The organism is Streptomyces sp. V3I8 (assembly GCF_030817535.1).
Lineage (GTDB): Bacteria > Actinomycetota > Actinomycetes > Streptomycetales > Streptomycetaceae > Streptomyces.
Genome location: NZ_JAUSZL010000002.1, coordinates 5,668,594 through 5,683,665 on the forward strand (window position 1 = coordinate 5,668,594; position 15,072 = coordinate 5,683,665).

Annotated in this window: 14 protein-coding genes; 6 read left to right on the forward strand and 8 right to left on the reverse strand. The window is 69.9% G+C overall.

Annotated features, from left to right (window positions below; translation table 11 throughout):
• Positions 1-100: 100 nt before the first annotated feature.
• Positions 101-2,791, forward strand: a complete 2,691-nt coding sequence (locus QFZ75_RS25195; protein ID WP_307540362.1) for a hypothetical protein — start codon at positions 101-103, stop codon at positions 2,789-2,791.
• Positions 2,792-2,859: 68 nt separating this feature from the next.
• Here the strand turns inward: QFZ75_RS25195 and QFZ75_RS25200 are convergent, their stop codons facing one another.
• The 7 genes from QFZ75_RS25200 to QFZ75_RS25230 form a co-directional block, all read right to left on the reverse strand.
• Complete coding sequence (locus QFZ75_RS25200; protein WP_307540363.1) at positions 2,860-3,834, reverse strand: N-acetylglucosamine kinase; 975 nt, start codon at positions 3,832-3,834, stop codon at positions 2,860-2,862.
• Positions 3,825-5,090, reverse strand: coding sequence for a 6-phospho-beta-glucosidase (locus QFZ75_RS25205; RefSeq protein ID WP_307540365.1), 1,266 nt, complete (start codon positions 5,088-5,090; stop codon positions 3,825-3,827). The genes QFZ75_RS25200 and QFZ75_RS25205 overlap by 10 nt, the downstream gene beginning before the upstream one ends.
• A 1-nt stretch (position 5,091) precedes the next feature.
• Entirely contained in the window at positions 5,092-6,009 is a 918-nt protein-coding gene (locus tag QFZ75_RS25210; RefSeq protein WP_307540367.1) for a carbohydrate ABC transporter permease, read from the reverse strand.
• Positions 6,010-6,011: 2 nt separating this feature from the next.
• On the reverse strand, positions 6,012-6,953 hold the full coding sequence (locus QFZ75_RS25215) for a carbohydrate ABC transporter permease (protein WP_307540369.1): 942 nt from the start codon (positions 6,951-6,953) through the stop codon (positions 6,012-6,014).
• Between the two features lie 5 nt (positions 6,954-6,958).
• Entirely contained in the window at positions 6,959-8,287 is a 1,329-nt protein-coding gene (locus QFZ75_RS25220) for an ABC transporter substrate-binding protein (RefSeq protein WP_307540371.1), read from the reverse strand.
• 69 nt (positions 8,288-8,356) lie between these two features.
• The gene (locus QFZ75_RS25225; protein WP_307540373.1) at positions 8,357-9,571 is read right to left on the reverse strand and encodes an ROK family transcriptional regulator; all 1,215 of its coding nucleotides are present in this window, start codon (positions 9,569-9,571) and stop codon (positions 8,357-8,359) included.
• A 280-nt stretch (positions 9,572-9,851) separates the two neighbouring features.
• On the reverse strand, positions 9,852-10,364 hold the full coding sequence (locus QFZ75_RS25230) for a hypothetical protein (RefSeq protein ID WP_307540375.1): 513 nt from the start codon (positions 10,362-10,364) through the stop codon (positions 9,852-9,854).
• Positions 10,365-10,486: 122 nt separating this feature from the next.
• Between QFZ75_RS25230 and QFZ75_RS25235 the strand changes: the two genes are divergently transcribed.
• From QFZ75_RS25235 to QFZ75_RS25250, 4 genes are all read left to right on the forward strand, one after another.
• Positions 10,487-11,167 carry a hypothetical protein gene (locus tag QFZ75_RS25235; protein WP_307540377.1) on the forward strand — a complete coding sequence of 227 codons (681 nt, stop codon included), beginning with the start codon at positions 10,487-10,489 and terminating at the stop codon, positions 11,165-11,167.
• A 7-nt stretch (positions 11,168-11,174) separates the two neighbouring features.
• A complete protein-coding gene (locus QFZ75_RS25240; RefSeq protein ID WP_307540379.1) occupies positions 11,175-11,564 on the forward strand; it encodes a hypothetical protein in 390 nt (129 codons plus the stop codon).
• A gap of 184 nt (positions 11,565-11,748) precedes the next feature.
• A complete protein-coding gene (locus QFZ75_RS25245) occupies positions 11,749-12,726 on the forward strand; it encodes a hypothetical protein (protein WP_307540380.1) in 978 nt (325 codons plus the stop codon).
• Positions 12,719-12,919 (forward strand): hypothetical protein, encoded by a 201-nt coding sequence (locus QFZ75_RS25250; RefSeq protein ID WP_307540381.1) that lies wholly within the window; start codon positions 12,719-12,721, stop codon positions 12,917-12,919. Before QFZ75_RS25245 ends, QFZ75_RS25250 begins: the two co-directional genes overlap by 8 nt.
• A gap of 135 nt (positions 12,920-13,054) precedes the next feature.
• Here the strand turns inward: QFZ75_RS25250 and QFZ75_RS25255 are convergent, their stop codons facing one another.
• On the reverse strand, positions 13,055-14,167 hold the full coding sequence (locus tag QFZ75_RS25255) for a mechanosensitive ion channel family protein (protein ID WP_307540383.1): 1,113 nt from the start codon (positions 14,165-14,167) through the stop codon (positions 13,055-13,057).
• 229 nt (positions 14,168-14,396) lie between these two features.
• On the opposite strand from QFZ75_RS25255, the gene QFZ75_RS25260 reads away from it, so the two are divergent.
• Positions 14,397-14,933, forward strand: a complete 537-nt coding sequence (locus QFZ75_RS25260; RefSeq protein ID WP_149513685.1) for an HNH endonuclease — start codon at positions 14,397-14,399, stop codon at positions 14,931-14,933.
• Positions 14,934-15,072: the final 139 nt, after the last annotated feature.

The following is a 15,072-nucleotide window of genomic DNA, read 5'->3' on the forward strand; positions in this document are numbered from 1 at the left end:
TTGTCGCACGGTCCTGCGTGTTGTCGGTTGACGGGCGCCTGCCTAGCATCCCTGGCCCAGGGCCCGTCGGGCCCGTCCACAGGGGGTATTCGTGGGCTTCATGAGGCTCAAGACGACCGGTTTCCAAGCGACGATCCCGACACCGGGTGAGCCGTGGGAGACCCTCTTCGTGAGGGACGACCGGGTCGCGGTGATCGGGACGCAGCAGCTGGCGTGGGAGGGGCCCCTCACCGGTGTGTACAGCGGGGAGTTCGCCCAACTGCCGGAACTGTTCGCGAGTTGCTGCGACGGCGCGCTGATGCTGCCCCGTGACAAGGAGGAGGCCACCGTCTTCTTCGCGGGGGACCAGGCCCTGCAGTGGGGCTGGACCAACGGAGCGGTGTGGCGCGGGCCCGTCACCTCCCTGCCGTCCTGGGGCGCGCTGATCCCGGCGGCCTACCGCACCGAGGTCGACGCGGTCGTCCAGGTCCCGGACTCCGGCGACGGCCGCCGGCAGACCCTGCTGTTCAAGGGCAGCCGGTGCGCGCTGATCGCCTGGGACGACAAGGTCCGCTACGAAGGCCCCGTCACCGGGCTGACGGTGGGTTCGGGGTGGAGCGAACTGCCCCCCGAGTGGACCGGCGACATCGACCACGCGTTCTTCCTGGAGAAGGCCGGCGGCGTGGACGAACTGGCCCTGATCAAGGGGGGACAGGCGCTGATCCTCAACTGGCAGCGCGGCTGGCGCACGAAGGGCGCCTACGCCAGTGTGCTGCCCCGCCTGGCGAAGCTGCCCGCGCTCTACCAGCAGCCCCGCCTGCCCGCCGCGGGCCGCTTCACCGGCAGCTCCGACGGGCTGCGGGTCGACCTGCGTGTCGACTTCCAGGGACCCTTCCCGGTGGTCAGCGGTGACCTGTTCGGCGAGTCGGGCACCACGACCTACTACAGCAACTCCTTCGTCCTGGAGGGCACCCAGGCCGCCCCCGTGCTGCCGGCCGTCGTCTCCGGCACGGCACGGTTCGCCTACACCACCGCCACCCCGAAGGTGTCGCTGTCGGTGAACGGCCTGGCCCCCGGGAGCGTCGCCACCCTCACGCTCAGCAGCGCCGACGGCACCACCACCCAGAGCTTCACCTGCGCCTACGCCTCGAGGTTCCTGCGGACCATCGACTGGGAAGTCGACACCATGGCCGGCACGGTGCCCTTCGGCCAGTACACGACCACCGAACACCCCCGCCCGCCCGGCCTGGCCAAACGCCTCCTGACCGTGCCCGCCGCCTACGCCGACGCCAACATCGAACTGCGCGCCCTGTCCGCCGACCAGGTGCCCGTCAGCGAGGCGGGCACCGACCTGCTGTGGTCGGACGCCGAACTCCACGCCGCGATGCTCAACCACTTCAGCGGGTACAAGGAGACCCAGCAGTGGAAGCTGTGGACCTTCGTCGCCACCAAGTACGCCGAGGACGGGGTCCTGGGCACCATGTTCGACTCCGTGGGCCTGCAACGGCAGGGCATGGCCGTCTTCCACTCCGAGCAGGTCAGCGGCGGACGCGCCGGGACCCGCAAGGAACTGCGCACCTACGTCCACGAGATGGGCCACGCGCTGAACCTGCTGCACTCCTGGGAGAAGGGCTACGCCGAACCGCCGCAGCCGACCGGCGTCCGCGGCGGCCTGGGCGACCTGTCGTGGATGAACTACGACTGGAAGTACCAGGGCCCCGTCGAGAGCGGGGACACGGCCTACTGGGCGGAGTTCGGCTACCGGTTCACCGATGCCGAACTGCGCCACCTGCGCCACGGCTTCTACTACGACCTCGTCCCCGGCGGGAACTACTTCGGACGCAACGCCGCCGACCGCACCGCCGACTCCGCCGCCGGTCCGTCGCCGGCGGAGCTGTCCCTGTCGGACGGGACCGGGCTGCGCCTGGAACTCACCGGACGCGGCACGTTCGCCTACGGCGAGCCGGTCGTGGCCGAGGTCAAGCTCTCCCTGGACGGCACCCGGCCCGAGGTGGAGGTCTCCCCGCAGCTCAGCCCCAAGGGGGAGAACCTCACCGTCCTGATCACCGACCCGGCCGGCATCACGCGCCCCTTCCGTCCGATCGCCCGCACCTGCGGCGACCACAGCAGGCGCGTCACCCTCGGCCCGGACACACCCGCCCTCTACGACAGCGCCTACCTCGGCTACGGCGCGAGCGGCCTCACCTTCGAGCGGCCCGGCACCTACCGGCTGCGCGCCGTCTACCAGGTACCGGACGGCTCCCGCGTCGTCTCCGCCCGGACGACGGTCAGGGTGCGCCATCCCCTGACGGCCGTGGACGAACAGGCCGGCGAGCTCCTCATGGGGGACCAGCAGGGCACCCTGCTCGCGCTCCTGGGCTCCGACAGCACGTACCTGAGGACGGGGAACGACGCCCTGGAGGAGCTGCTGGCCCGCCACGGCGACCACCCGCTGGCCCTCTACGCCCGCATGGCCAAGGGCACGAACGCCGGCCGCCACTTCCTCACCCTGGGCCACGACGGCATCGGCGTCCGCACCGCCGACACCGCGACCGCCGTCGAGGAACTCGGCACGGTCGTCGACACCACCCTGGACGACACCCGGGCCGCGGGCGTCGACAACATCACGCTGAACGCCACCATGCGGCGCCTGGCCCGCGCCCACGCCCGCGGCGGCGACCTCAAGCAGGCCGACGCCGTCCTCGACCAGCTCGTGGACACCTTCCGGGACAAGGACATCCCGCAGCCCGTCCTGGCCGCCGTCACCGAACAGGCGGAGAGCACCCGCACCGAACTGCACGACCAGGGATAGCAACACGGCCGTCCGGAGCCCCGGCGGACCCCGGGTCCGCCGGGACTCCGGACGGCACCTCCTCGGACTCAGACCTTCTCGTAGAACTCCCGCACGCGCGCGTGCGCCCGGACCGGCACACCCGCGTGGTCGAGCCCGAGCAGTGCGGCTCCCAGGACCGGCCGGGCGGTGACGACCCGGGGCACGGCCTTGGGGGCCCGCTCGGCCAGCAGTTCCCGTACGCGGGTGTCGAGCTGGGGGTGGCGGGCGGCCAGGACGCCGCCGCCGAGCAGGACCGGCGTCTCCTCGCCGAGCAGGTCGAGCCGGGTCAGGGCCACGACGACCATGCTCACGATCTCCTGCGCCAGCCGGTCGACGAGGGCGCGGGCGACCGGGTCGCCGGCCGCGGCCACGGAGAACAGGACCGGCGTCAGCTCGTGACGCCGGGTGTCCTCGATGTGCCCCAGGTGCAGGGCCTCGATCAGCGCGTACATCGTGGGCAGGCCGAAGTGCGCGGGCAGGGCGCGGGCCAGCACGGTGCCGGGGCCCCGGCCGTCCTCGGCGCGCGCCGCGTGCCACAGGGCCTCCTCGGCGAGGCCGGAGCCGCCGCCCCAGTCACCGGAGAGGCGGCCCAGGGCGGGGAAGCGGGCGACCCGGCCGTCGGGCCGCATGCCCACGCAGTTGATGCCCGCGCCGCACACCACGGCGACGCCCCGCGGCTCCTCCACACCGGCCCGCAGGATCGCGAAGGTGTCGTTGCGGACCTCCACGGTCGTCCCCCACGCGCGCGCGTGCAGCGCGGCGGCCAGCTGCTGCTCCTCCACGGGCAGGTCGGCGTTGGCCAGGCACGCGGAGACATGGCCGACGGAGGTGACGCCCGCCGCGGCGAACGCCCGGTCCACGGCGCCGGCGAGTACGTCCACCGCCTGCCGGACACCGACCACGGGCGGCTGGAAGCCGCCGCCGCGCGCCGTGGCGAGCACGCTCCCGTCGCCCGCCACCACCGCGACGTCGGTCTTGCTGTTCCCCGCGTCGACGGCGAGGACGGTCGCCGTCACGCCCACGCGAGGTGCTCCCGGTTGTGCGCGATCAGCCGGTCGGTGAGGCCGTCGGCCAGCGCGTACTGGCCGACCAGGGGGTGTGCGAGCAGCGCCCGGAACACCCGCTCGCGGCCCCCGCGCAGCGCGGCCTCCAGGGCCAGGTCCTCGTACGCGGTGACGTTCGCGGTCAGCCCCGCGAACAGCGGGTCCACCGGCGCCACCGGCAGCGGCGAGGCCCCGGTGCGGCCGACCGCCGCCTGCACCTCGATCACGGCGTCGTCGGGCAGGAACGGCAGTGTCCCCCGGTTGTAGGTGTTCACCACCTGGTACGGGCTGCCGCCCCCGCCCAGCAGGGACGCGGCGAGGTCGACGGCGGCCTCCGAGTAGTACGCCCCGCCCCGCTTGCCCAGCAGCGCCGGCTTCTCGTCGAGCGCCGGGTCGCCGTACATCTCCAGCAGCTCCTTCTCCATCGCCGCCACCTCCGCGGCGCGCGAGGGCTTCGTACCCAGTTCCCGTACGACCTCGTCGTGCGCGTAGAAGTAGCGCAGGTAGTAGGACGGCACGACGCCCAGCCGGTCGAGGACGCCGCGCGGCAGGCGCAGGTCGCCGGCGAGGGCGTCGCCGTGTTCGGCGAGCAGCTTCGGCAGGACGTTCTCGCCCTCGGGTCCGCCCAGCCGCACCTGCGTCTCCCAGGTGAGGTGGTTGAGGCCCACGTGGTCCAGGTGCACGTCGGTGGCGGCGACCCCGAGCAGTCCGGCGAACCTGCGCTGGAACCCGATCGCCACATTGCACAGTCCGACTGCCTTGTGGCCGGCCTGGAGGAGGGCGCGGGTCACGATGCCGACGGGATTGGTGAAGTCGATGATCCAGGCGTCCGGGTTGGCCCGCCGGACCCGCTCGGCGATGTCCAGCACCACCGGGACCGTACGCAGCGCCTTGGCCAGGCCCCCCGCGCCGGTGGTCTCCTGGCCGACGCAGCCGCACTCCAGCGGCCAGGTCTCGTCCTCGTTGCGGGCGGCCTGCCCTCCCACGCGGAGCTGGAGCAGCACGGCGTCGGCGCCGTCGACGCCCGCGTCGAGGTCGTCGGTCGTGGTGATCCGTCCGGGGTGCCCCTGCCTGGCGAAGATGCGCCGGGCGAGACCGCCGACGAGCTCCAGCCGGTCCGGCGCCGGGTCGACGAGGACCAGCTCCCCGACGGGCAGCGTGTCCCGCAGCCGTGCGAATCCGTCGATGAGTTCAGGGGTGTAGGTGGAGCCCCCGCCCACTACTGCGAGTTTCATATCAGCCCTTTACTCCGGTGAGCGTGACGCCTTCGACGAACGCCTTCTGTGCGAAGAAGAACACGAGGATCACGGGGGCCATGACCAGGACGGTCGCGGCCATCGTCAGGTTCCAGTCGGTGTGGTGCGCGCCCTTGAAGGACTCCAGGCCGTAGCTCAGGGTCCAGGCGCCGGGGTTCTCGGACGCGTAGATCTGCGGCCCGAAGTAGTCGTTCCAGGCGTAGAAGAACTGGAACAGCGCGACAGCGGCGATACCCGGCTTCGCCATCGGCAGCACGACCCTCAGCAGGGTCTTCAGGTCCCCGCAGCCGTCGACCTTCGCCGCGTCGAGGTACTCGTTCGGGATCGTCATCAGGAACTGCCGCAGCAGGAAGATGGAGAACGCGTCGCCGAACGCCATCGGGATGATCAGCGGCCACAGGGTGCCCGACAGATCCAGCTGCTTCGCCCAGAACAGGTACATCGGGATGATGATGACCTGCGGCGGCAGCATCATCATCGAGATGACCAGCATCAGCGACAGGTTCCGGCCACGGAAACGGAACTTGGCGAGCGCGTACGCCACCGGGACCGAGGACGCGACCGTCAGCGCGGTGCCGGCGCCCGCGTACAGGAGGGTGTTCCGCCACCAGGTGAGGAAGCCGGGCGTGTCGAAGACCTTCGCGTAGTTGCCCCACTCCCAGGTGTCCGGGACCAGGTCCCTGGTGAGCGTCTGGTCGTCGCTCATCAGCGAGGTCAGGACGACGAACACGAAGGGCAGTACGAAGAACAGCGCGGCCGCGACACCGAGCGCGTGCACGGCGATCCACTCCAGGAGCGCCCTGCGGCGGGCGGTCCGCTCGGCGGGCGTGACCGGCGCCTTCGGGCCCTTTGGTTCCCGTGTCCCGTCCGGTACGTGGACTTCAGTCGTCTGTGTCATGGTCAGTCACCTGCCTGGACGAGACCGCCGCGGCGCCGCATCAGGAGCGCGGTGAACGCCATGGACAGAGCGAACAGCACCAGCGCGACCACGCACGCGGAGCCGTAGTCGAAGCGCTGGAAGCCGAGGTTGTAGACGAGCTGCGGCAGGGTGAGCGTCGACTTGTCCGGGTACCCCGGCTCGAACTGCTGACCGGAGCCGCCGATGATCCCGGAGGCGACCTTCCCCGCGACCAGCGGCTGCGTGTAGTACTGCATCGTCTGGATCACCCCGGTGACCACTGCGAACATCACGATCGGCGAGATGTTCGGCAGCGTCACGAACCGGAACCGCTGCCAGGCCGACGCGCCGTCCAGCTCGGCGGCCTCGTACTGCTCCTTCGGTACGTCGAGCAGCGCGGCCATGAAGATGACCATCAGGTCGCCGACGCCCCACAGGGCGAGCACGGTGAGCGCGGGCTTGGACCAGGCGGCGTCCGTGAACCAGCCGGGCGTCGGCAGACCGAGGTCGCCGAGCACCGAGTTGACCGGTCCCGTACCCGGGTTGAGCAGGAACACGAAGGCCAGCGTGGCGGCGACGGGCGGCGCGAGGTAGGGCAGGTAGAACAGCGTGCGGAAGACGCCCGTGCCGGTCCTGATCTTCGTGATCAGCAGGCCGATCCCCAGGCCGAAGGCGACCCGGAAGGTGACCATGACGAGCACCAGCCACACGGTGTTGCGCAGCGCCGGCCAGAACATGGGGTAGTCGTCGAAGACGTAACTCCAGTTGTCCAGTCCCCGGAACTCCGGGACGCCGAAGCCGTCGTACTTCATGAACGAGAAGTACACGGTCGACACCAGCGGGTACGCGAAGAAGACGCTGAAGCCGATCAGCCACGGCGACATGAAGGCGGCCGTGCGCAGAGCCTGTTTCCTGCGTTTCGTACGCAGCGTGGGTGTGGACATGGCCGCTACTTGGCCTGCTCGATGTCACGGTCGATCTGCTCGGCCGTCTTCTCCAGACCGGCCTTCAGGTCCTTCGCCCTGCCGGACTCGTACTGGAAACCGAAGTCCTGCAGCGTCGTCTGGTACGTCGAGCCGTTGACGGAGGCCGGCGGGGTGTTGGACCGCGGATGCCGGGCGATGTCCACGAAGGTCTTGAAGCCGTCCTCGACCTTCAGATCGGGCGACTCGAGCGCGTCGAACGTGGACGGCACGTTGTGGATGGCGTTGGCGAAGGAGACGACGGCCTCGGTGTCGGTCGTCATGTACCGCATCAGTTCCCAGGCCGCGTTCTGCTTCTTGCTCTGCGGCGCGATGCCCATGATCGTGCCGGAGAGGAACCCCTTGCCGTACTCCTCCACCTCGTCGTCGGCGACGGGCATCGGGGCGGTGCCGATCTCGAACTCCACCCCCGCGTCCTTCGCCATCCCGAGCCGCCACTCGCCGTCGAGCTGCATCGCCACCTGCCCGGTCTGGAAGGGGTGCTTGGCGCCCCACTCGTCGCCGAACGTGTTGCGGTACCTCTCCAGCTTCTGGAATCCGCCGAGGTCGTCGACGAGCTTCTTCTGGTACGTGAACATCTCGGCGAAGGCCGGGTCCTTCGCGATGTTCGACTTGCCGCCCTTGTCGAAGTAGGCGTGGTCCCACTGCGCCATGTAGTGGTCCACGACGGTCTCGTAGCCGTGGTAGTTCGGCATGAAGCCGAGCTGCTCGTACGAGTCGCCCTTGCTCTTCGTCAGCTTCTTCGCGTCCTTGGCGAACTCGGTCCAGGTCTTCGGCGGGGCCTTGATGCCGGCCGCCTCGAAGGCGTCCTTGTTGTAGTACAGCCCGTACGCGTCGCCCAGCAGCGGCAGCGCGCAGCGCGTGCCCTCGAACTGCGTGTACTCCAGCATCGGCTTCGGGATGATCGCGTCGAGGTCGAGCTTCGACTTCTCGATGAACGGCTTCAGGTCAGCGAAGGCGCCGGACGAGCAGAACTTGCCGACGTTGGACGTGGTGAACGACGACACCACGTCGGGCCCGTTCGAACCGCCCGCGCGCAGCGCCTGGTTGAGCTTGTCGTCGTTGATGTTGCCGACGACCTTCACCTTGATGTTGGGGTGCGCCTTCTCGAAGCGGCCGATGTTCTCCTGGATCGCCTTCACCTCGGCGGGCGCGCTCCAGCCGTGCCAGAAGGTGATCGTGGTCCTCGCGTTCGGGTCGTCCGTGGCACCGGAGCCGGACTGACCGGTACAGCCGGTGGCGAGCAGGGCTATCGACGCGGCGGCGAGCACCGCTTTACGGGGCGTTCCGGGCATGGCGGGGTCTCCCTATGAGCAGGGCGGGCTGGACGGGGAAGGGAAGCGGAAGAAGAGGTACGGGGCTGGTCAGTGGGCCGAGGTGTCGAAGACCTCGTCGCGGGTGGCCGCGAGCGCGCTCTCCAGCGCGCCGCGCAGCACGGGCTGTTCGCGTACGTCGCCGACGACGAGGCGCGGCCGGGACGCGGCCAGCTCCTCCAGCTCGGCCTGCACCAGTGCGCGCAGGGGTTCGCCGCCCCTGCTGAGCGAGGCGCCGCTGAGGACGACGAGTTCGGGGTCGAGGACGGAGACGAGCGAGGCGAGACCGGTGGCGAGGCCCGTCGCGTACGTCTTGAGGAGCTCCCGGTGCGGGCCGGCGTCGATGCCGGCGGCCTGCTCCACGAGGGTGGCGGCGACTTCGGAGTACGGCCCGGTGGGTATGGGGCGGATGCCCAGCTCACGGGCGAGTTTCGGAATGGCCTGGGAGCCGGCCAGCTCCTGGTAGCCGCCGCTGTTGGCCTTGGTGACGTGCCGGACGAGCGGCGCGCCGGGTACGGGCAGGAAGCCGACCTCGCCGGCGCCGCCGGTCCAGCCGCGGTGCAGCCGTCCGCCGAGCACGAGGGCGGCTCCCAGTCCTCCCTCGTTCCACAGCAGGACGAAGTCCTCGTGGCCCCGGGCCGCGCCGAGCCGCTGTTCGGCGACGGCGGCGAGGTTGACGTCGTTCTCGTACTCGACCGGCATCGGCAGCGCCGCCGCGAGCTCGTCGAGCAGGGCGGGGGAGTGCCAGCCGGGCAGGTGGGAGGCGTAGCGCAGACGGCCCGTGTTCGGGTCGAAGGCGCCGGGGGTGCCGATGACGAGCCGCTGGACGTCGGACCGGACCAGCCCCGCCGCCTTCACCGCGCCGTCGAGGGCGTCGGTGACCTGCCGTACGACGGTGTGGGCCGGGCGCCGGCCGGGGGTGGGCAGTTCGTACTCGCCCACCGTCCGTCCCGTCACGTCGGCGACGGCGGCGAGGATCCGCTCGGGCGTCACATCGAGCCCGGCGGCGTACGCGGCGACCGGATTCACCGCGTACAGCTGGGCGTTGGGCCCGGGCCGCCCCTCGCTGGTGCCGGTGACGACGACGAGTCCCGCCGCCTCCAGCCGGGCGAGCAGCTGGGAGGCGGTCGGCTTCGACAGCCCGGTCAGCTTGCCGATCCGGGTCCGGGACAGCGGCCCGTGCTCCAGGAGCAGATCGAGCGCGGCCCGGTCGTTCATGGCACGCAGCACGCGCGGGGTGCCCGGCGTACCGGAATTTCCTGCCATGTCTGCGACACCTGCCTCTCGGCTCTCCAGCTTCCCAGCGAGCGCGAGGCAAAGTCCACCTGCGGCGACTGTTAGGAAGGTTTCCTGTCTGTGAGGAGGAAAGTAGGCCGGAAGGGAGGAGGTCGTCAACAGGACGCTCCCGCGGCAACGGAGTCGTTACCTGCGAGGGCGGTGATTCCGGGGCGGAGGATTTCACTTCTGGCGAATCGGCGGCGGGGAGCCGCAGCGGTTGCGCCGAGGCTCCCCGCCGATTCCGTGGGGATCGGTCCCGTCCGTGGGGTCAGCGCACAACGCTGCCGAACTGCGTTCCGGCGGCAGGGAGTCCGCCTTGGCCCGGCTGGTACGTGGTGACCGGCTCCGACGCCGCGGAGATGATGTTCGCCCACGGCACCGTGTGTACGGCGCCGTACGGGGCCGGACCGTACGGCATGCCGACGTACAGGTGCGCGGCGGTCGCGAAGATGCTCGTGCCCAGCCGCTGGTTCGCACCCGAGGCGCCCGGCAGGCCGACCATTCCCGGCTCGACCGGTACGTCGCTGTCGCCGGGGTTGCCGAGCAGGGAGAAAGCGGTGACGGAACCTGCGTTCGCGGCCGTACCGATGTCCTTGTCGGGAACGCCGACGGCGAGTCGGGTGTTCTGGGCGGTGGCCACCGCGCCCGGCACGGTGCTCACGACGGAGACCTGTCGGCCGAAGTGGTCGGCCTCCTCCGGGACGCCCACCACGTCCTCGGGGTTCTGGCTGATGTCCCCGAGCTGGCTCGCCGTTCCGGCCGCGGTGATCCGCAGCGTCACGACGCGGCCCGCCTCCTTGACGGTGCCGAGGGCCTCGCCAGGGGAGCCGACGGCGAGGATCCAAGGCCGCCGTCGAGGCCAAACAGAAAGCGGTCGACGACAATGGTGCGCTCGCCCGGAAGATGTACCGCTGCAACTCCGGGTACATCCCCTGCGACCCGCAGGAAGAGGCTCGCTGGTGCCAGCATGAGGAGACCCTCTGCGGCATCATTGCGCAGGGCGACGAATTCGGCGCCGCCATGAAGCAATTGTGGGGCGTCAGCAAGGAACTCGGCGGCGTCGGCGAGTACCAGACCTGCTTGGAAGATAAGGACTTCGAGCACTGCTCCAGCTTTGCTGTCGACGCGTTCATCGGCGGCAAATTCAAGATCCTGGAGAAGGTCTACGACGAGCTGAAACTTCTCAAGCGCGGTTGCAGGATCGTCAGCAAGACGTCCCTGGCGACGGCTGCACGGGCGGGCTTCACCACGACTGCGGTGGTTGCGTCGGGTGGAGTGCCGTGTGGGGAGCACAATGTTCCCGGGCTGCCGCGCAGTACGGATGAGATCGAGAATTCCGGCGGTTGCGACGTGTGCGCCGAGAACATCAAGAAGAGTCTCGGTGGTGGCAAGATCGTCCATATCAAACCGGTGGACGAAATGTACCTTCCCAAATACCGGGGAGTGGACTCGGGTTGGCAGTTCCATGTAGTAGTGGTCCTCAACGATCGGGTCTACGACGCCTGGACCGGACGGGCCGGTGACTCCGTCGCTGAGTACAAGGCTCAGTGGGCCAGGCACCACCTCATCGACTTCGGGTTCTGAGGGACAAATGAACGATAAGCAACTCATTGGGAAGATCGGCGAACATCCTGAGGGGTACGGCCTGAACGACACCTACCATTCGACGGCCATGTTCCTTACAGGGATCGACGTCGGCAGGTCGGGCGGGTTGTTGCGCGGATTCACCGAATGGCTGATCGTTCGCAGAGGTGAGCGCAGCAGCTTCTACTGGCATAAACTCGTCCTCTTGGACCTGTTCCCCGACATGCGCCTCAACGGCTGGAAGGACCAGGGCCACCTGACTTCGGATCAGCACCGTCAGGCCGTGGAACATCTGCTATCGCTCGTCCTTGAGTTCTTGGACGTGCGGAACCAGCCACGAGAACTGGGGTTGATGTACACGCGGTACGAAGCGATGTACGCGCACGTCCGGGAATAGAGGAACATGGGTCGCCCCACTGGCACCTGCCTGGTGGGGCGGCCTTTTCGGTGTGACCGGAATCGGTCGAAACATCTGCCCCGGGCCGGTTCCTCCGTGCGGGCCGAGCGCTCCGGTGGTCGGCGAACTGTCGGTCGCCAAGCTTGACCCTGTCGGGGATCTTGGAGTTTCACGGTGCGGCAGCTTGATCAACGGGCATGCTCGATTGGCTCCGTTGTGGGTGCGCGATCGCCTGGACGGGCTGTGGTGCGACGAGGATTTCGCCGACCGGTACCCGTGGGACGGGCGCCCGGGGCACTCGCCCGCCCAGCCGGCCACCGTCTGTGTGCTGCAGTTCCTGCCCGGCCTGTCGGGCAGACAGGCCGCCGAGGCGGCCCCTGCCGCATCGACTTCACGTACGCCATGGCCATGGAGCCGGCCGACCCTGGCTTTCACTGCAGCGTGCCGGCCGACTTCCGCGACTGTCTCGCCGAGGGAGATCGTGCCGACCGTCTCCTCGACCTCGCGCCGGGTCCGCCTCAAGGAGGCCGGCCTGGTGCGCGAGCGCACCACACAGCGCACCGACTCCACCCATGTCCTGGCCGCGGTGCGTGACCTGACCCGCCCGGAGCTGATCACCGAGGCGGTCCGCGCCGCGTTGGAAGAGGTCGCCGACATTGCTGGGCACCTGCTGGACGAGCCGGTCGATGAGGACTGGGCACGTCGCTACGGTCGTCCGGTCCGCCTGGGCAAAACCCTGCCGAGCCCAGGACCGGAACCCTCGCCCCCGGAAACAACGCGGCCCGGCTCCTGGAGCACCTCCACGGCACAGGGCGGACCGCACGTGCGGCCCCCGCGTCCAGGCCCTGCGCCAGATCGTGGCGCAGAACTACCCCTCCGTCAGGCCGTGGCCACGGTCGTACCGTCCCGGCTGCCCGAGTTCTTCGAAGATCTCCAGAAGGCGTTCGTCCGGGCCGGCGACGAGGACAGCGTCGTACCGATCCGGATGTTCTACCGGCATGGGGGCGTCGTGGTCGAGATCGAGCGCCATCCCGCGACCGCACGCAGTCTGCACGCCGCTGAGCAGGCGATCAGCAGCCCGGACCCCGCGACTCGCGAGCGCGCGATCCGGAAGGCCGGGGAAATCGTGCGCGCGGCGCACCGAGAGGTCGCGGGTGGCTGACTGGCGCTGGGAGCTGTTCCAGGACGACCTGTTGGACGGACTCCCGGTGGTGGCCCGCGCCGAGACCGGGCGGCCGGCCAACGAGATCGCCGTCCGGGAATCCATGGTCCTTCCGGAGGGCGCCGCCTACACCGGGCCCGGGCCCGGTGTAGGCGGACGGAGAGCCGGGGCCTGGTCATGCTCACCCATCTGACCGATGTGCGCGGCGAGCGGATCGCGGTGGTGCAGGTGAACTGGTTCGGCTGAACCGGTGCGAGCGTGAACTCGTGCGGGGCGGCACCCGGATCACTCCGGACACCGCCCCGCACGTATGAGAAAACTCTCTCCCCTACTTCGCCGGTACCGACGGTGTTATGGGAGACGCCGCCTGCGACTGCGCGGACCCCGTGTTGGAGTAGGCCGACGGGGCCGCCATGCCCGCGGTCGGGTCAGGGGCCGGGGCCTCCTCCGCCGGCGCCGGGAGGCCACCCACGATGCGGATGTCCGCGGCGTCGAAGGCGTGCTTGATGCGCCAGCGCAGCTCGCGTTCCACCGAGAGCGCCTTGCCCGGCATCGTCTTGGCGCTGACGCGTACGACCATCGAGTCCAGCAGGACGCTGTCCAGGCCCAGCACCTCTATCGGGCCCCACAGGCGCTCGTTCCACGGCTCGTCCTTGCTCATCGCCTCGCCGACCTCGGCCAGCACGGAGCGGACGCGGTCCAGGTCCTCGTCCGAGCGGACCGTGACGTCGACACCGGCCGTGGCCCAGCCCTGGGAGAGGTTGCCGATGCGCTTGACCTCGCCGTTGCGGACGTACCAGATCTCGCCGTTGTCGCCCCGGAGCTTGGTGACCCGCAGGCCCACCTCGATGACCTCGCCGGAGGCCACGCCCGCGTCGACCGTGTCGCCCACGCCGTACTGGTCCTCCAGGATCATGAAGACGCCGGAGAGGAAGTCCGTCACCAGGTTGCGGGCGCCGAAACCGATCGCCACGCCCGCCACACCGGCCGAGGCCAGCAGCGGGGCCAGGTTGATCTGGAACGTGCCCAGGATCATCAGCGCGGCCGTGCCCACGATCAGGAAGGACGCGACCGAGCGGAGGACCGAACCGATGGCCTGGGAGCGCTGGCGGCGGCGTTCGACGTTGACCAGCAGTCCGCCCAGCGCCGTGCCGTCGACGGCCTGCGCCGTCCGGTTCATCCGGTCGATGAACTTCGTGATGGTCCGCCGCACGGCGACTCTCAGCACCACGGCGATGATCACGATGAGCAGGACACGCAGTCCGATGCTCAGCCAAGTGGACCAGTTCTGCTCGACCCAGCTGGCGGCGTTGGTGGCGCTTTCCTGGGCGTCCTGGAGCGTCGGGGACGTCGGTTCCTCGGTGGGATCGGCGGCCGACAGGACGGACAAGAACACGGCAGGTACCTCCAGGCGTAGCGGCCCGCCCGGGGCAGGGGACATCGGATGTGGTGCCGATGGGCGGAAACTCCACACTAACGGGGCACCGTGTGCGGATCGTTGCAATGTGCGAGGGAGAGACTGTGCTCACGTGGGGATGAAGGAGATGTGGTCGAAAACACTCCCAGCCCGTTACCAGGACATGGTGGCGCTCCCACCGGGCCTGAGGGGAGACTGACTGCAGATCGTCCCGGCGCGAGCCACGCGCCGCCGGCGTACAAGGAGGCCATCCGTGCCGCATGTCCTGGTCCTCAACGCGTCGTACGAGCCCCTCGGCGTCGTACCGCTCCGCCGCGCGCTCGTCCTCGTCCTCGAGAACAAGGCCGTCTCTCTCGAGGAATCCGGCGCCTTCATGCACAGCGCGACCGTCACCGTTCCCGCGCCCAGCGTGGTCCGGCTGAAGAGGTTCGTGCGGGTCCCGTACCGGGGGCCCGTCCCGCTGACCCGCCGGGCCCTGTTCGCCCGTGACGGCGGCCGGTGCATGTACTGCGGTGGCGTCGCAACCAGCGTCGACCACGTCGTCCCGCGCTCCCGCGGGGGTCAGCACGCCTGGGACAACGTGGTGGCGTCCTGCCGCCGCTGCAACCACACCAAGGCCGACCGGCACCTGGTCGAGATCGGCTGGCGCCTGCGCCACAAACCGGCCCCGCCGACGGGGCTCGCGTGGCGCATCATCGGCACCGGGCACCGGGATCCGCGCTGGCTGCCCTACCTGCAGCCGTACGGCGCGGAGGACGCGATGGCCCGGATCGACGGCATTTCCGCCTGACGATCCGGGCCTTCGGTTTGCCCGGGACTCCGGGCTCCCGCCCCTGGCTTCGGCCCTGGGCTCCGGGTTCCGGGTTCCGGGTTCCGCGATCCCGCTCCGGGCTCGCGGTGTCCGGCCCCCGGGAGGTCCCCTCGTGCCT